This window comes from Rhodanobacteraceae bacterium (genome assembly GCA_024234055.1).
Lineage (GTDB): Bacteria > Pseudomonadota > Gammaproteobacteria > Xanthomonadales > SZUA-5 > JADKFD01.
The window spans coordinates 1-17,561 of record JACKOW010000005.1; the positions used below are offsets into that span (position 1 = coordinate 1).

Here is a 17,561-nt window from a genome sequence, read left to right on the forward strand (position 1 = left end):
GAAGGCCGCGCAGAATGCCGAGGAGATCGGCGCCGCGGCGGTCGACTACCTGTTCTATTCGGGCTACGTCACCATGGCCTATTTCATGGCCCGCGAGGCTGAAGCCGCGACTCGCGCCGGCTATGCCGGCACCGCCGAGTTCAAGGAAGCCAAGCTGGCGACGGTGCGCTTCTACTTCGACCGCCTGCTGCCACGCACCCTGACCCACGCCGCCGGCGTGCGCGCGGGCGCCGAGTCGCTGACCACCAGCGTCGAGGCTGCGCTGGCCTGAGGGCCTGGTCGCGACGCGAGGTCGCTCCTACAGTCGCTGAGCCGCTGTGGGAGCGGACTCTGTCCGCGATGCCGCGGAATTGGCGGGAGTCAAGCAAAGAGCCATCGCGGACGAAGTCCCACAGGGATGGTCGCTACCGCAGACCGCCGCACAGGCTCTTCCGCTTCCCGCAACCTGCAACGGCTGATTCGGGTTGGCCCCTTTCTGGCCGATGCTCGGGCAATATCAAGGCTGTTGCAGCGACGCTGCGGCTCCCAGCGTAGGCATGATGGCGATGACTGACACGACTGCTCTGCCGGAACTGGCTCTGCTCTGCCGGGTCGGCTTTGAGCCTGACCTGATGGATGAGCTGGTGGCCTGGTTCGCTGCACAGGGGATGGCAGCCAGCGTGTGGTCGGAACAGTCTGCGGTGGTGCGAGTGCGCGCCGCCGGCGGTCATCCGAGACTGCCGGATCTGGTGTTTGCCCGGGATCTGATGCGGGTGACCGCCGAGCTCAGGGATCTGAGCGTCAAGGATCGGGTCAGTCCGATCTCTGCTGCTCTGCGGTCGCTGTCGCCCTACTCGGCGCTGACGGTGCTGACCCCTGACAGCGAAACCACCAAGCCACTGGCGCCGCTGGTAGGCGCTCTCCAGGCGCGCCTCGGCGAGCTGATCCATCCGTCGGGAGTGGCACAGGCGCAGGTATGGATGTTGGCGGGTACCCACGCGCTGGTCGGCAGTTCACCGCCAGATGGTGCAGCGGCCTTTGCCGGCGGGATTCCGCGCCTGAAATTTCCGCGAGAGGCGCCGTCCAGATCCACATTGAAACTGGAAGAAGCCTTCCAGGTGCTGATGAGTGCGGAGGAACGCGCCGACTTGCTGGGCGCCGGCGGCGGCGCTGTCGATCTGGGCGCGGCGCCAGGCGGATGGACCTACCAGTTGGTGGCGCGCCGGATTCGGGTGACCGCCATCGACAATGGACCCATGGCGCCGACACTGATTCACAGCGGTCTGGTGCAGCATCTGCGCGAGGACGGCTTTCGCTATCGCCCGCCGCGCCCGGTCGACTGGCTGGTCTGCGACATGGTCGAGAAACCGGGCAAGGTGGCCGAACTCATGGTCCGCTGGTTGCAATCGGGTTGGTGCAAGGCAGCGGTCTTCAATCTCAAGCTGCCGATGAAGAAGCGCTTTGACGCCTGGAACAAGGCAAGGGCAGTGCTGCAGCCACTGCATGGCATGGGTTTTTCGGTGCGGGCCCGTCAGCTCTACCATGACCGTGAAGAGCTGACCGTGGCCGTGATTCCCGGCGCCAGGGTACAGCTGCCGAAACTGCGCGAAGCGGCCGGCAGCCATCATTCCAATCGAGCAAACCGCTCGCAACCGTCGCCGGCAGCGCCGACAAGACCCGCCAAGGGCTCACGCAAGACAGCGGCCGACGCCGCGCCACAGAAGGCTGGACAACGCTCCGGCAGGGCAGCCAGTGGCCGCAAGCCTGCGCCTGCAGGCGCCAGGCCATCAACCCCGGGCGCGAAATCGCCAGCACCAGGCTCGCGCAAGCCGCGAGGGAATCGTGCGCGCAAGCGCTGAAAGATTCTGCTGCCTTCATCGGTCTTCTACGCTGACGCAGAACCGTTAGGCGGTTGTCATCGGGCTGGTGCAGGCTTAGTGTCTGCATCGCCGATATCCCATCGGCTGCGGGAGAGCTGCTGCGGCAGCTTCAAGCTCGCCCCCAACCGGGGCATTCAATCATGTGATCGGAGATTCAACTCATGAGCAACAAGATGATCAAGCCGGTTTCCTTGGCAGTGGGCGCGGCATTCCTGGGCACTCTGGCCTTTGGCGCCTATGCCGGAAACGGCACCAGCAATGGCATGCAGGCCACTGACCTGGCCCAGGGCTACATGCTGGTGGGCGATGAGAAGGCAGCGGAAGGCAAGTGCGGCGAAGGCAAGTGCGGTGCCGACAAGGCCAAGGGCGAAGAAGGCAAGTGCGGCGGCGACAAGGCCAAGGCCGAGGGCAAGTGCGGCGAGGGCAAGTGCGGCGCTGACAAGACCAAGGCCGAGGGCAAGTGCGGCGAAGGCAAGTGCGGCGGCGACAAGGCCAAGGCCGAAGGCAAGTGCGGCGAAGGCAAGTGCGGTGGCGACAAGGCCAAGGCCGAAGGCAAGTGCGGCGGCGCCGCCTGAGCTGAGATCTGAAGGAGCGCATCATGCGGAAACTGCAGCAGCTGTCAGCTGGATTGGGTCTCAGGCGCAGCCTGATGCCCGAACTGGATGCGGCTGGCGATTTGCGGGCCGCCATCGATTTCTTCGAGATCGCTCCGGAAAACTGGTTGGGTATCGGCGGAAGGCTGGGCAAGGCCTTCCGCCGCTACACCGAGGCCTATCCCTTCATCGCCCACGGTCTGTCGCTCTCGTTGGGTGGTCCGGATCCGCTGGACGAAATCTTCCTGCAGCGCCTCAAGGGCTTTCTCGACGAGCACGGCATTCTGCTCTACAGCGAGCACTTGAGCTGGTGCAGCGACGGCGCCCATCTCTACGATCTGCTGCCGATTCCCTTTACCGAAGATGCGCTCCGGCACGTAGCCGCCCGCGTGCGCCGCACCCAGGACATCCTCGGCCGCCGCATTGCGGTGGAGAACGCTTCTTTCTACACACCGCTGGCCAGCGAGATCAGCGAACCCGAATTCCTGCTTGGAGTGGTGCGCGAAGCCGACTGTGATCTGCTGCTGGACGTCAACAACGTCTACGTGAACAGTGTCAATCACCGCTACGATGCGCGCCAGTTCATCGATCAGATTCCGGCAGAGCGGGTGGCCTATCTGCACGTGGCCGGGCACCACAACGAGGCGCCGGATCTGATCGTTGACACCCATGGTGCCGACATCGTTGACCCGGTCTGGGAGCTCCTGGCGTACACCTATCAACGCCTGGGCCGTCGAGCAACCTTGCTGGAGCGCGATTTCAATATTCCTCCCCTGCCGGAACTCTTGGTGGAACTGGGCAAGGTTCGCCAGGTGCAGGATGAAAATGCGCCGATGCAGACCCAGCGTGCGCGCCCGCGTCATGCCGCAGTTTGACCAGATTCAACTGGCCTTTGCGCGGCATCTGCGCAATCCCGCGGTAGAACCGGCGCCGGCCGATCTCGAAGACCGGCGGGTAGAGATCTATCGCGAATTGCTGTTCAACAACCTGCAGGGCCTGCTGGCGGGGAATTTCCCGGTGATCCGGCGGCTACTCGACGGGCCGGAATGGCCCCGTCTGGTTCGCAGCTTCTATGTCGAGCATGGCGCGCATACGCCACTGTTCCACGAACTGGGCAGCGAGTTCGTGCGCTTTCTCGGCGAGCATCCCGAACACTGGCAGGCGCAGCGACCCTTCCTGCATGAGCTTGCACATTGGGAGTGGGTGGAACTGGCGCTGGATCTGGATGGCGACGATCTGGCTCAGGTCAGGATCGACCACCGCGATGGGGATCCGATCGAGCTGATTCCCGTGTCCTCACCGGTGGCCTGGGTGCTGGGTTACCAGTTCCCGGTGCAACTGATCCGCGACGATTTCCAGCCGACCGAGCCTCCCGCGCAACCGACCTGGCTGCTGATCTATCGCAATCGTGGCGACAAGGTGCAGTTCCAGTCACTGGAACCGCTGGCTGCGCGGCTGCTGGCGCTGGTACAGGAGGTGGAAGGCTGCACGGGCCGCGAACTGGTCATGCGCCTGGGTGCTGAAATCAGCCATCCCGATCCCGAATCCCTGATCGAACCCGCCAGAGCACTGCTGACCGGCTGGATGCAGCGCGATGTCATTGTCGGACTGCGGACAAGGCACACCGAAGGGGCGTCAGCGGCCTAGGGCACTGCGCCTCAAGCTCGAGCAAGCTCCGCTCGGACGGCATCGATGTACGAGGCTCTTGTACGAGCTTGCTCGGCAGAATGTGCCGGCATTCAGGTCAGCGATCAGGTGAAACGCACAAGCCCAGCCGAAGCAGCGGAGCAAGCTCCGCTCTACGACGGCATCGGTGTACGAGGCTCTTGTAGTGCCGAGCTTGCTCGGCAGGATGTGCCGGCATTCAGGTCAGCGATCAGGTGAAACGCACAAGCCCAGCCGAAGCAGCGGAGCAAGCTCCGCTCTACGACAGCATCGGTGTACGAGGCTCTTGTAGTGCCGAGCTTGCTCGGCAGGATGTGCGGGCGATCAGGTGAGCGATCAGGTGAAACGCACAAGCCCAGCCGAAGCAGCGGAGCAAGCTCCGCTCTACGACAGCATCGGTGTACGAGGGCTTTTGTAGTGCCGAGCTTGCTCGGCAGGATGTGCCGGCATTCAGGTCAGCGATCAGGTGAAGAGCCAAAGCCCAGCCGAAGCAGCGGAGCAAGCTCCGCTCTACGACGGCATCGGTGTACGAGGCTTTTGTACGTATCCCAGGTAAGCGCAGCGCACCTGGGGCTGTGCACGATCGGACTCTGGTCCCGGGTGCGCCTGCGGCTTACCCGGGCAACAAGAACTGCAATCCGGAGAACGATCGGGCCCCCCTGAGGCGGCCCGAGGTTGTTGCGTCGACGCGTTCGTCAGAGCACGTAGACGAAGACGAACAGTCCCAGCCAGACCACGTCCACGAAGTGCCAGTACCAGGCCACCGCTTCGAAAGCGAAGTGATTGTCCTTGGTGAAATGGCCGGCCATGCAGCGGAACATGATCACCAGCAACATGATCGTGCCCAGCGTGACGTGCATGCCGTGGAAACCGGTCAGCATGAAGAAGGTGCTGCCATAGACGCCCGAGCCCAGCGTCAGGCCCAGCTCATGGTAGGCGTGGATGTATTCAACCGCCTGGAAGTACAGGAACAGGCAGCCCAGCGCCACCGTAGCCGCCATCCACCAGACCAGGGCACGGCGCTTGCCCACCTTGAGTGCCCAGTGCGCCATGGTGATGGTGGCACCGGAGGTGAGCAGGATCAGCGTGTTCAGCAGCGGCAGGCCCCAGGCCGGAATGGTCTCGAACTTGCCACCGACTTCACCTGGACCATTGGTCGGCCAAACCGCCTCGAACGCCGGGTACAGCAGCTGGTTGGTCGCAAATCCATCGCCCTCACCGCCCAGCCATGGCACGGCAAAGATGCGGGCGTAGAACAGGGCGCCAAAGAAGGCGGCGAAGAACATCACTTCGGAGAAGATGAACCAGACCATGCCCATGCGGAAGGACACGTCCACCTGCGAGTTGTAGTAACCAGCCAGGCTCTCCTTGATGACCTCGCCAAACCAGCCAAAGAGCATGAACAACAGCAGGGCCAGGCCCAGATAGAACTTGACCATGCCGAAGACATGATCTTCGTTGACCAGCGAGGCAGCGCCGCCCAGGAACAGGAACAGCGCAACCGATCCGATGATCGGCCACTTGCTGCCGTGAGGTACGTAATAGGCACCGGAGCCTTGAGCCATGTGCAATCCCCGTCAATACAAAGCAAAGTGGGCGTGAAAGCCCGATTCAGAATCCAGGATTATCGGTCAGGCCGCCGTGCTGCGCCAGACGTGTCGTCGCCAGATCGTTGAGATAGAAGGTATAGGACAGTGTCATCACCGAGACATTCTTCGGCAGGGCCGGATCGACCACGAAACGAACCGGCATGTCGCGGGTCTCGCCCGCCGCCAGGCGCTGCTCGGTAAAGCAGAAACACTCGGTCTTGCTGAAGTAGATCGACGCCCGATTCGGGGCCACACTGGGCACCGCCTGACCGACGAGATCGGCATCGCTGAGATTGGTCGCCTCGAACAGCATTTCGGTGACTTCGCCCGGATGCACCTTGATCGAACTCTGTTTGGGCTTGAAGGCCCAGGGCAGACCCGCGTTCACCGAGGTATCGAACTGGATGGTGATGCTTCGCGACTCGTCGATTGCCATCTGCGTGGCCGTTGCCGCGCTGACCTGACCGGTCTTGCCGTTGATCCCGGTAATCTCGCAGAAGATCGAATACACCGGGATCAGGGCAAAGCAGAAGGCGAAGGAAGCGGCGCAGACCCACAGGATGCGCCGGATCACGCCGGAATGGCTGGAGGCCGTCCTTGCGCTCATGACAGCAGCAGGGCCCGCACGAAAAACAGCGCATACAGGCCGAAGGCAATGACGCTGAGCACAATCACCGTCCGGCGTACAGCCGGACGGCGGGCATCGCGGTTGAGATCAGCAGCCATCAATGCGTCACGTCGCCATGCGCCAGCATCTTGTCATCGATCTTCGGCGGCGTGCTGAAGGAGTGGTAAGGCGCCGGCGAAGGCAGCGTCCATTCCAGACCGCGGGCGCTGTCCCACACGCCGCCGGTGGCCTTGACGCCGCGCTTGAGCACGCAGGTATCGATCAGCAGCCAGACGAACAGCAGCTGCGACAGGCCGAAGGCGAAGCCGCCGATGGACGAGATCATGTTGAAGTCGGTGAAGGCCACGTTGTAGTCCGGAATACGCCGCGGCATGCCGGCCAGACCCAGGAAGTGCTGCGGGAAGAACAGCACATTGACGAAGATCGTCGAGGTCCAGAAATGCCACTTGCCCAGGGTTTCGTTGTACATGCGGCCAGTCCACTTCGGCAGCCAGTAATAGACCGCGGCCATGATCGAGAAGATCGCGCCGGTCACCAGCACGTAGTGGAAGTGGGCCACCACGAAATAGGTGTCGTGATACTGGAAGTCAGCTGGCACCATGGCCAGCATCAGCCCGGAGAAGCCACCGATGGTGAACAGCACCACGAAGGCCACCGCGAACAGCATGGGCGTCTCGAAGGTCATCGACCCCCGCCACATCGTCGCCACCCAGTTGAAGACCTTCACGCCGGTGGGCACGGCGATCAGCATGGTGGCATACATGAAGAACAGCTGGCCTCCGAGCGGCATGCCCACGGTGAACATGTGGTGGGCCCAGACGATGAAGGACAGGAAGGCGATCGAGGCCGTTGCGTAGACCATGGCCTGGTAGCCGAACAGCGGCTTGCGGGCGAAGGTGGGAATGATCTCCGACGCCACGCCGAAGGCCGGCAGGATCATGATGTAGACCTCGGGGTGACCGAAGAACCAGAAGATGTGCTGGAACATCACCGGATCACCGCCGCCGGCAGCGTTGAAGAAGCTGGTGCCGAAATACTTGTCGGTCAGCAGCATGGTCACGGAGCCCGCCAACACCGGCATCACCGCAATCAGCAGGAAGGCGGTGATCAGCCAGGTCCAGACGAACACCGGCATCTTCAGCAGATCCATGCCCGGCGCACGCATGTTGAGGATGGTGGCGATGATGTTGATGGCACCCATGATCGAGCTGATACCCATCATGTGCACGGCGAAGATCACGAAAGCCACGTTGTTGCCGCCCTGCAGCGAGAGCGGCGGATACAGCGTCCAGCCGCCGGCCGGACCGCCGCCTTGCATGAACAGCGTCGACAGCAGCAGCGTGAAGGCGAAGGGCATGATCCAGAAGGACCAGTTGTTCATGCGCGGCAGCGCCATGTCCGGCGCGCCGATCATCATCGGGATCATCCAGTTGGCCAGACCGACGAAGGCCGGCATGACGGCACCGAAGATCATCACCAGCGCGTGCATGGTGGTCATCGAGTTGAAGAAATCAGGCTGCACCAGCTGCAATCCGGGCTGGAACAGCTCGGCGCGGATCACCAGCGCCATCGACCCGCCGATGAGGAACATCACCAGCGAGAAGATCAGGTACAGCGTACCGATGTCCTTGTGATTGGTGCCGCAGAACCAGCGCTCGAAGAAGCCGCTGGGCTTGTGGTCATGATCGTCGTGACCGTCGTGCGTATCGTGTGTGTGTTCGCCGTGGTGAGCCATGGCTGTACTCCGCTAAATCAAATGGGGGACGAGGTCGATCAATCAGCTCTTGGTGATCGGCGGCACGGGTTCGCTTTGGGCCACAGTGCCCGCGGCGGGTGCCTTGGCCGATTTCTGCTCGGCCAGCCAAGCGTCAAACTCGGCGCGCGGTTTGGCGATCACCACGATGGGCATGAAGCCGTGGTCCTTGCCACACAGTTCAGCGCATTGGCCACGATAGACACCGGGCTGATCGACCTGGGTCCAGGCCTCGTTGATGAAACCGGGGATGGCGTCCTGCTTCCAGCCGAGGGCCGGCACCCACCACGAGTGGATGACGTCGTCGGCGGTGATCACGAAGCGCACCTTGGCACCGGTCGGGATCACCAGCGGGTTGTCGACGTCGAGCAGATAGTTGTCGACGGTATTCGGGTCGATGCCCGAACCCAGCTGCCGCGCTTCGTCGGCGGCGCGCGTCAGCGAACTCATGAAGTTGACGTCTTCACCGAGGTACTCATAGCGCCATTTCCATTGGTAACCGGTGACCTTGACCGTGAACTCGGCGTCGCCGGTGTCAGCCATCTTGACCAGCGTATGGGTCGCCGGCCAGGCCATGACCAGCAGGATGGCCACGGGAATCACCGTCCAGATCACCTCGGCCGTGGTGTTGTGGCTGAATTTGGCCGGGACCGCACCCTTGGATTTCCGGAATTTGAACATGGCGTAGAACATGGCACCGAAGACCACGATGCCGATGACGACGCAGATGCCCAGAATCAGCATGTGCAGGTGATAGACATCCTGACTGCTGGACGTCACGCCCGGTGTCATGTTGAGCTGCCAGGGTTCCGGATTGGCCATTGCTGCCGTCGTCACCAGCAGCGCCAGCCCGGTGCCGGCGATTTGCCCAAGTTGCCGCTTCATGCCGTATGTCCTCTTGCCACGTTTTCGAATCCTTCATGACCGGGGCCCAATCGAGCCCGCCCCAGCCTCATCTTGATCAGCGCTTCCAGGTGCGCCCGTTGCGCATCGATCAGAAAGCTTCCCACTTCCGTGCGCCTGCCGTGTGAACCGACAAAGACATTGCTGCCATCGCCGCGTCGATTGAGCTCCGACCAGACCCTGGCCCATCCGGTCTGGTAACTGACCGTACGTGCCTGGGGCCCGCGGCGCGATTCGATCGCGATCTGCTCCGAATCCATCCGGATGCAGTCGTAGTCCTCACCCCGGCGCCACACCCACCTGAAACAGACCGCCACCAGGGCCAGATCGGCCAGCGCAAACAGCGGCGCCCAGACATTACCCTGCAGATAGCTGAACAAGGACACCATCAGCACCGAAAATGCCAGTGCTGCAAACACACCCAACATGGTGGCCGGAGACGCCGAGCGGTTTGGCCTGGCGATGATCTCCACCACTCCGTCCAGCTGCTTCTCGCTGAGCGGCTCGTTCACGCTGGTTGGGGTTGCCTTGTGCATCTGAAAACCCGTGGAGTTTACCCGCCGGCGATGTTGGGGGGCAACGAGACTCTAACGTCAGAGCTGTCGAAGTTGCGAAAAATGCGGGAGGTGAAGGCGGCCGGGCTCGGCGGAATAGGGCTGGGGCACCGAATCGAGCCGCGAATCTCGCCTTGTGTGGCGGTAGGGAGCGGCTCTCGGCTTGTGGCGATGCCCCACGTCGTTGATGCGTCATGAGGATCTGGACGCTCTTCTTCGCGTTCTCTCTGCTTTTCCTTTGCGTACTCCGCGTCCAGCTCCCGGCCAGGACCTGCCTCAGGACAGGATCGCCGCGTCGCCGGTCGCGCCACGAGGGCGCTCCTGCGGTCGACGGATCATGGGCCGCGGGCATTGTCTGGCCGATTCCTTCGACTCGCGATGGCCTTGACCCCCGGCCCGCAGCCCCTGCGCCAGCTGAATTGGCGACCATGAACGTCGCTTTTGCGCAAACAACCGCGCCCTTCTGGTCGTAGACTGCGCCCCGGATATCCCGCCGCCCCGAGCGGGTGCCCGACCCTGCCATGAACCCAGAACTCGCCCTGCTCCGCGATGCGCCCTCCGATGCCGATCCAGCCCTGCTGAGACTGGCGGAACACTATGCCCGCGAAGAGGCCGAAGCCGTGGCCGATCTGCTGCGGGTGGCAGAGATGGACGCCGATCTGAAGTCCCGTATCCACGACACCGCCGCAGATCTGGTACGGCGGGTGCGTGCACGCAAGGCTGATCAGAGCCCGGTCGAGTCCTTCATGCGTCAGTACGACCTGTCCAGCGAGGAAGGCGTGCTGTTGATGTGCGTGGCTGAAGCGCTGCTGCGCATTCCGGATGCCGACACCGCCGACAAGCTGATCTCCGACAAGCTCGGCGAGGCCAATTTCGAGGCTCATGCCGGCAAGAGCGACAGCCTGCTGGTCAACGCCGGCACCTGGGGACTGATGCTCACCGGCAAGCTGGTGCGCATCGGCGAGGACACCAAGCGCAATTTCTTCGGCGCCTTCAAGCGCCTGATCAGCCGCTCCGGCGAACCGGTGGTGCGCCTGGCCACCCGCCAGGCCATGCGCATCATGGGGCACCAGTTCGTCATGGGCCGCAGCATCGACGAAGCCCTCAAGCGCGCCGAGGACAAGGATCAGCGCGGCTATCGGCATTCCTTCGACATGCTCGGCGAGTCGGCGCTGACTGGCGCTGATGCCGAGCGCTACATGCAGAGCTACCGTGCCGCCATTCTTGCCATCGGCAAGCGCGGCCCCTTCCCGGATGTGATCGCGGCACCCAGCATTTCGGTCAAGCTGTCGGCGCTGCACCCGCGTTACGAGCGCGCCAAGCGCGCCCGCGTACTGGCCGAGCTGACTCCGCGCATCCTGGAGCTGGCTCAACTGGCCAAGGCCCAGGGCATCCCCATGACCATCGACGCCGAAGAGGCCGATCGACTGGAGTTGTCGCTGGAACTGATCGCCAAGGTACATTGCGATCCCTCACTGGAGGGCTGGAACGGCTTCGGACTGGCACTGCAGTCCTATCAGAAGCGCGCCATCGGCGCTGTCGACTGGCTGGCGGACATGGCCCGCGGCAGCGGCCGGCTGCTGAATGTGCGCCTGGTCAAGGGCGCCTATTGGGACAGCGAGATCAAGCGCGCCCAGATCGATGGCTATTCCGGCTACCCGGTGTACACGCGCAAACCCAACACCGATCTGTCCTATCTGGCCTGCGCCAAGCGCATCCTGGCGCATGGCGGCGTGCTCTATCCGCAGTTCGCCACCCACAACGCCCACACCATTGCCGCCATCCACCATCTGGCTCAGGGCCAACCCTTCGAATATCAGCGCCTGCACGGCATGGCGGCAGACCTCTATGCCGAGGTGATTCCGGCCGAGCGCCTGAACGCCGCCTGCCGCATCTACGCGCCGGTGGGTTCGCACGAGGATCTGCTGCCCTATCTGGTGCGGCGGCTGCTGGAGAACGGCGCCAACAGTTCCTTCGTCAACCGCATCGTCGATGAAGATGTGGCCGTGGACGATCTGATCCAGCATCCCAACGATGTGGTTGCCGCCACCGAGCCCAAGGCCCATCCGCGGATACCGCTGCCACTCAACCTGTACGGCAGCGACCGCCAGAATTCGCGCGGCATCAATCTGGCACAGGAGCGCGAGTTGCGCGCCCTGATCGACGAGGCCGCGGGCGTTCGTTTCGGCCAGTTGCGCGCAGAGCCGCTGGTGCCGGGCTCGTCAAGCGCCGCCGCGCCCCTGCCCATCACCGATCCAGCTGATCGCCGCCGGGTGATCGGCCAATGGGTGCCGGCCGATGCCGCATTGGTGGAAAAGGCTCTGGACATCGCCCACAAGGCCCAGCCCGGATGGGATGCCACGCCGGTGGAACGCCGGGCGCTGATGCTGGAACGCGCCGCCGATCTGATGGAGACCCACCGCGCCGAGCTGATCGCGCTGTGCACGCGCGAAGCTGGCAAGACCATTCCCGACGGCATTGCCGAAGTCCGCGAAGCCATCGATTTCTGTCGTTACTACGCACAGTGCGCGCGCCGCGAATTTGCCCCGAAAACCCTGCCCGGCCCGACCGGCGAGTCCAACCAGCTGTTCCTGCACGGCCGCGGCATCTTCGTCTGCATCAGCCCATGGAACTTCCCGCTGGCGATCTTTGCGGGGCAAGTGGCCGCAGCCCTGGTGGCCGGCAACACCGTGATCGCCAAGCCGGCCGAGCAGACCAATCTGGTCGCCCATCGCGCTACCCAGCTGCTGCACGAAGCCGGCATTCCGACCGAAGTGCTGCAGTTGCTGCCCGGCGATGGCGCCACCGTGGGTGCCCGCCTGACCGCCGATCCGCGTGTCGCCGGCGTCGCCTTCACCGGCTCGACCGAAACCGCGCGGCTGATCAACCGGGCGCTGGCCGGACGCGATGCCGCCATCGCCACGCTGATTGCCGAGACCGGCGGCCAGAACGCGCTGATTGCGGATTCCTCGGCGCTGCCGGAGCAACTGGTCAAGGACGCCATTTCCGGCGCCTTTGGCTCGGCCGGCCAGCGCTGTTCCGCCACCCGCATCCTGTTCCTGCAGGAAGACGTGGCCGAGCGCACGCTGAAACTGCTGGCGGGTGCAATGGATGAACTCCAGCTCGGCGATCCGGGTCTGCTGTCCACCGACATCGGTCCGGTCATCGATGAGGACGCCCGCAAGATCCTGCTCGACCACGCCGAACGCATGAAGACCGAAGGCAAGCTGATCAAGAGGCTGGAGCTGGGCGAGGCCCACGCCCATGGCTGCTACTTTGCCCCACATGCCTTCGAGATCGATTCCCTCAAGCGCCTGCCGCGCGAGATCTTCGGCCCGGTGCTGCACGTGATCCGCTACAAGTCGCGCGATCTGGACCGCATCCTCGACGAGATCAACGCGACCGGCTACGGCCTGACCCTGGGCATCCACAGCCGCATCGACGGCACCGTCGAGCAGATCCAGCAGAAGATCCGGGCCGGCAATTGCTACGTCAACCGCAACATGATCGGCGCCGTGGTCGGCGTGCAGCCCTTCGGCGGCGAAGGCCTGTCCGGCACCGGCCCCAAGGCCGGCGGCCCGCACTATCTGCACCGCTTCACCACCGAGCGCACGCTGACCATCAACACCGCAGCCGTGGGCGGCAACGCCACGCTGCTGGCGCAGGCGGAATAGGTCAGGAGCGGGAAAAAGGAAAAGGGGAAAAGGAAAAGGGAAGAGCTGGCTCCGGCGCAAACTGGTGGCTGCGTCGCTTTTCCGGTGGGAGCGGGCTCTGCCCGCGATCGCTTTCCCGTGAAACCGCAGCTCAACTCTGGAAGACGGGAAAGTGAGCGCGGGAAATCGTAGGTCACGTTGCTCGCGCGACTACGTGACATGGCGACGCGAGGCTACCCGATCAAAGCGACTATCGCTGGTCTTGCCGCTTCACCGCGTCACGTTGGCCGTTGCGCGGCCAACGTGACCTACGGAGGCTTCGTTGCCGCAGCATCAGGTACCGATCACCGCGGCCTAGCTCCCAGGCACGCTCTTGCTGCCCCGCTGCAGTTCCCGCCTCAATCCGGCCGAAGCACATCCACGGCAAACTCGGCCTCGTAGGGCGGCACGCTGCATTCCACGACGTCCCCAGGCGCAATCTGCAGGCGCACGCCGATGACGTCGGCAATGACCGGCACCCGGGCCACGCAGCGGTCAGCCAGCACCGCCGAACGGATGGTGCTGGCGCCCTCGGCACGCAGGAATTCGAGCACCCGGAACAGCGAATAGCCCTGGTAGAGCACATCGTCGATCACCAGCACCTGACGATCCCTGACGCTAGGTGAGCCGGCTTCTGGCGCGTCCAGGCGGGTTTCCGGATGCAACAGGCGCAGATCATCGGAATAGCGTTTGACCTTGAGATCCAGTCGTTCCACCTGGAATCCCGGGTTCAGCGCGGCGATCGCCGCCACCAGCCGATCCGCCAGTGGTGCACCACGACGCAACACACCCACGACCACCGTCGGCTGCTCCGGATCCAGCAGCATCAGTGTCTGCCGCGCCATGCGCGTCATCACGGCCTCCAGGTCGGCGGCGTTGTAAAGGCGGAAACGCTGTCCGGCGACTTCGGTCATGGGTTACTCGGGGGCAGGTGCGGGAGCCTGGATGATAAGGGCTTGGGTCTGATTGTCGGTTGTCGGTTGTCGGTTGATACATCCCAGGTCTGCCGCCGTAACTGTGGGAGCGGCTTCAGCCGCGACGGCTCTAGACGCGCCCACCGCGTTGGCAACGGCGGATCGCGGCTGAAGCCGCTCCCACAGGCGAAGCACCCCTGTCCCGTTCCCCCGCCCCGTATAATGTTGCCCCCTCATTTCATCCCCGGAGCTACACGCCATGGCCGGCCACAGCAAATGGGCCAACATCCAGCACCGCAAGGGCAAGCAGGATGCGGTTCGCGGCAAGATCTTCACCAAGCTCGTGCGCGAGATTCATGTCGCGGTACGCACCGGCGGCGCCGATCCGGCCGGCAATCCACGCCTGCGCGCGGCCATGGACAAGGCTTTTGCCAACTCCATGCCCAAGGACAACATCGAGCGCGCCATCAAGAAGGCCAGCGGCGAGCTGGAAGGCGTCAACTACGAGGAACTGCGCTACGAGGGCTACGCGCCGGGCGGCGTGGCGGTGCTGGTCGACTGCATGACCGACAACAAGCAGCGCACCGTGGCCGATGTGCGGCATGCCTTCAGCAAGTTCGGCGGCAATCTCGGCACCGATGGTTCGGTGGCCTATCTGTTCTCCAAGCAGGGCGTGTTGTCCTTTGCCCCAGGCGCCGATGAGGCGCGGATCACGGATCTTGCCATCGAGGCCGGTGCCGACGATGTCGTGGTCTATCCAGAAGACGGGTCGATTGATGTGCTGACCAGCCCAGACGTCTTCGAGGCGGCCGTCCGCTTCCTGCGCGAACATGGCGCCGCCCCGGATCAGGCCGAGGTGCGCATGCGTGCCGCAATTGATGTCAGCGTGGAAGGTGAGACGGCGGTAGCCGTCGCCAGGCTGCTGGAATGGCTGGAAGAGCTGGACGATGTGCAGAACGTCTACAGCAATGCCGACCTGCCGGCCGAGGCCTGGCAGTGATCGCCGTCCCCGGCATGCCGTAGAGTGCAGCACGCCCCATCGGAACCCTGCCCTTGCCCACTCGCATTCTTGGCATCGACCCCGGATCACGCCGCACCGGCATCGGCCTGATCACGGTCAGCCGCGGCCAGCTCAAGCACCTGCACCACGGCTTCGTGCAGACCTCCGACGAGGATTTCCCGCTGCGCCTGAAGGACATCTTCGATGGCGTCAGCGCAGTCATCGCCGAGTTCCGGCCCGACGAGGCGGCCGTGGAAACCGTGTTCCTGTCTAAGAATCCGCAATCGGCACTGAAGCTCGGCCAGGCCCGCGGCGCCGCTATCTGCGCCTGCGTCAATGCCGGCCTGCCCGTCAGCGAGTACGCGCCGCGCCACATCAAGAACTCGGTGGTCGGATCGGGCGGCGCCGACAAGGCCCAGGTGCAATACATGGTCGGCATCCTGCTGACGCTGCAGGGCCAATTGCAATCCGACGCCGCCGATGCCCTGGCCGTGGCCATCACCCATGCCCACATGCGGGAGGCCGCCGGCAGGCTGGGCTTGCCGGCGAAGTTGTTTAGATAAGAGACCCGGTCGCCCCTGGCGGTGCGCTTATTCGCGCATCAAACAGGGGGCGGGGGGCAGGGGACCCACGTCGCGGCACGGTCAGATCATGCGTCGAGGTTGGCCCCCTGCCCCCTGCCCCCTGCCCCCTGCCCATGGCATATTGCAGCAGCAGTCCTGAGGGGTAATCACCGGTGCTCAAACTGTTCCAGCGGCTGTCGGCGGCGCCGACCAACCCCAAGCCCACGCAGGCGCCGCGGCATTTCGATGTGGCTGATCTGTATCGCGGCCCGGCCGATGTGGTGGCCGAGACCGAGGCGCAGGCGCTGCCGCTGGACGAGAAGCTGCGCCAGGCCTACTTCTGGATCGTCAACACCGCGATCATTTCGCCGCACTACGACATCGAGTATCTGGATGGCCCGCCGCAGGAGTACCTGCTGGGTGATCGCAAGGCACGGCTGACACTGCCCAGCGCGCAGAGCTATTCCAGCTTCGTGCTGCTGCCCTTGCTGACCTTTGCGACCCAGCGCAAATGCCTGTTCATCGGCGGACCCGGTCGCGGCAAGACTGCCAGCGCGGTGCTGATGGGAGTACTCGCCGGCTATCCGGTGCGCGAGGTGCGCCGCGGCATGCAGCGCGGCCAGCCGCAGATGACCGTGGCCGATCTGCTTGGGCAACCACTGCCCTCCGATCTGATCAACGCCGACAGCATTGCCAAGGTGCGGGTGGCCTGGCGCTCGTGGCTGGCGATGCGGGTGAAGATCATCGACGAATACAACCGCATCCCCACGCGCACCCAGAGTGCGCTGTTGACGCTGATGGGCGACAACTACGCCGAGCAGTTCGACCAGATCTACGAGTGCCCGCCAGCGGCCTGGTATCTGACCGCCAATGACGATCAGGGTGGCGGCACCTACCAGGTGATCGAGGCGCTGCGTGATCGTATCGATGTGATCGTGCAGGCGCTGGCTTTCAACCCGCGCTTCCTCGGCGAATTGCTGACCCGGATCGAGGAGGACGCTCGACCAGAGGAGTTCGTCCCGCGCGAGATCATCTTCAACGAGGACGAGATGCGGCGCATGGGCAAGGAGGTGCGCGCCGTGCCGATGTCGGCCCCGGTGCGCCGGCGGCTGGAGTTCTTTGCCAGCCAGTTCGAATACATGGATGTAGCCGGCGACCAGTTCGAGTACAAGAGCAAGGACACGGCGCGACTGGCCGGCACCGACTGGAACTGGCTGACCGCGCAGGACGATGGTCGTGACCGGCTGAAGGACCTGGGCTGCCACACCCGCAACGGCCTGTCGGTGCGCAATCTGATGACCCTGATCAGCTACGCCAAGGCCATGGCCTGGTTTCGCGGCAACGAGGAGGTGGAGCTCGACGATCTGCGCCAGGTCCTGCCTTTCGTGCTCAACGACAAGCTCAAGCCCGATCTGGATTCGCCCTTCTTCCAGGCCGCCAGCAATACCGGCTTCCGCAGCGACCGCATCGGCTGGCTGCGCCATCTCTTCGATGCCAGCTGCCAGGAATACGACCGCCTGGAACTGGATGCGAAAGATCCGGTGGCCGATCTCGCCGCCGAACTGCAGCGCGGCCTGGAAGGCGTGGAAGAGCCCGAGGTGCGCAAGCGCCTGGCCCGCATCGAGCGCCAGATTGCCCAGATTGCCAAGGGCGGCAAGATCTATGGACCACTGCACGATGATCTGCTGCTGCTGAAATCCCTGCACCAGCGATACACGAACTATCTGCATTGGTTGGTGCAGGGATGAAAGGCATGCGAGGGCACGAGGGCGCGAGGGCACGAGGGCACGCGAGAGCGGAGCGCGCTTCGCTTTGGCTGTTCGCGTGCCCTCGTGCCCTCTCGCCCTC

15 protein-coding genes are annotated in these 17,561 nt (G+C 64.0%); 9 read left to right on the plus strand and 6 right to left on the minus strand.

Translation table 11 applies throughout. The annotated features are described in order from the left end of the window. The 5 genes from H7A19_10615 to H7A19_10635 form a co-directional block, all read left to right on the plus strand. Positions 1-271 (plus strand): acyl-CoA dehydrogenase C-terminal domain-containing protein (locus H7A19_10615; GenBank protein ID MCP5475275.1); only part of this gene is annotated, 271 nt, incomplete at its 5' end. A 274-nt stretch (positions 272-545) separates the two neighbouring features. Beyond that, positions 546-1,838, plus strand: a complete 1,293-nt coding sequence (gene rlmM, locus H7A19_10620; GenBank protein MCP5475276.1) for a 23S rRNA (cytidine(2498)-2'-O)-methyltransferase RlmM — start codon at positions 546-548, stop codon at positions 1,836-1,838. A 182-nt stretch (positions 1,839-2,020) separates the two neighbouring features. Further along, positions 2,021-2,434, plus strand: coding sequence for a hypothetical protein (locus tag H7A19_10625; protein MCP5475277.1), 414 nt, complete (start codon positions 2,021-2,023; stop codon positions 2,432-2,434). Between the two features lie 23 nt (positions 2,435-2,457). Beyond that, positions 2,458-3,327 carry a DUF692 domain-containing protein gene (locus tag H7A19_10630; GenBank protein MCP5475278.1) on the plus strand — a complete coding sequence of 290 codons (870 nt, stop codon included), beginning with the start codon at positions 2,458-2,460 and terminating at the stop codon, positions 3,325-3,327. Continuing rightward, entirely contained in the window at positions 3,299-4,099 is an 801-nt protein-coding gene (locus tag H7A19_10635; protein ID MCP5475279.1) for a putative DNA-binding domain-containing protein, read from the plus strand. The genes H7A19_10630 and H7A19_10635 overlap by 29 nt, the downstream gene beginning before the upstream one ends. A 713-nt stretch (positions 4,100-4,812) precedes the next feature. Here the strand turns inward: H7A19_10635 and H7A19_10640 are convergent. From H7A19_10640 to H7A19_10660, 5 genes are all read right to left on the minus strand, one after another. After that, the gene (locus H7A19_10640) at positions 4,813-5,682 is read right to left on the minus strand and encodes a cytochrome c oxidase subunit 3 (protein MCP5475280.1); all 870 of its coding nucleotides are present in this window, start codon (positions 5,680-5,682) and stop codon (positions 4,813-4,815) included. Positions 5,683-5,728: 46 nt separating this feature from the next. After that, positions 5,729-6,313 carry a cytochrome c oxidase assembly protein gene (locus H7A19_10645; GenBank protein ID MCP5475281.1) on the minus strand — a complete coding sequence of 195 codons (585 nt, stop codon included), beginning with the start codon at positions 6,311-6,313 and terminating at the stop codon, positions 5,729-5,731. A gap of 118 nt (positions 6,314-6,431) precedes the next feature. After that, a complete protein-coding gene (gene ctaD / locus H7A19_10650) occupies positions 6,432-8,069 on the minus strand; it encodes a cytochrome c oxidase subunit I (GenBank protein MCP5475282.1) in 1,638 nt (545 codons plus the stop codon). A 42-nt stretch (positions 8,070-8,111) separates the two neighbouring features. Next, positions 8,112-8,972: a cytochrome c oxidase subunit II gene (gene coxB / locus H7A19_10655; protein MCP5475283.1), complete on the minus strand. Its 861-nt coding sequence runs from the start codon at positions 8,970-8,972 to the stop codon at positions 8,112-8,114. After that, positions 8,969-9,526, minus strand: coding sequence for a DUF2244 domain-containing protein (locus tag H7A19_10660; protein ID MCP5475284.1), 558 nt, complete (start codon positions 9,524-9,526; stop codon positions 8,969-8,971). Before H7A19_10660 ends, coxB begins: the two co-directional genes overlap by 4 nt. Positions 9,527-10,065: 539 nt before the next feature. On the opposite strand from H7A19_10660, the gene putA reads away from it, so the two are divergent. After that, positions 10,066-13,218 (plus strand): bifunctional proline dehydrogenase/L-glutamate gamma-semialdehyde dehydrogenase PutA, encoded by a 3,153-nt coding sequence (putA, locus tag H7A19_10665; protein MCP5475285.1) that lies wholly within the window; start codon positions 10,066-10,068, stop codon positions 13,216-13,218. A gap of 377 nt (positions 13,219-13,595) precedes the next feature. On the opposite strand, the gene H7A19_10670 is transcribed toward putA, so the two are convergent. Continuing rightward, the gene (locus tag H7A19_10670) at positions 13,596-14,150 is read right to left on the minus strand and encodes a phosphoribosyltransferase (GenBank protein MCP5475286.1); all 555 of its coding nucleotides are present in this window, start codon (positions 14,148-14,150) and stop codon (positions 13,596-13,598) included. 259 nt (positions 14,151-14,409) lie between these two features. On the opposite strand from H7A19_10670, the gene H7A19_10675 reads away from it, so the two are divergent. From H7A19_10675 to H7A19_10685, 3 genes are all read left to right on the plus strand, one after another. Continuing rightward, positions 14,410-15,150: a YebC/PmpR family DNA-binding transcriptional regulator gene (locus H7A19_10675; GenBank protein ID MCP5475287.1), complete on the plus strand. Its 741-nt coding sequence runs from the start codon at positions 14,410-14,412 to the stop codon at positions 15,148-15,150. A 47-nt stretch (positions 15,151-15,197) separates the two neighbouring features. Beyond that, the gene (gene ruvC, locus H7A19_10680) at positions 15,198-15,713 is read left to right on the plus strand and encodes a crossover junction endodeoxyribonuclease RuvC (protein MCP5475288.1); all 516 of its coding nucleotides are present in this window, start codon (positions 15,198-15,200) and stop codon (positions 15,711-15,713) included. Between the two features lie 173 nt (positions 15,714-15,886). Further along, positions 15,887-17,461 carry an AAA family ATPase gene (locus tag H7A19_10685; protein ID MCP5475289.1) on the plus strand — a complete coding sequence of 525 codons (1,575 nt, stop codon included), beginning with the start codon at positions 15,887-15,889 and terminating at the stop codon, positions 17,459-17,461. Positions 17,462-17,561: the final 100 nt, after the last annotated feature.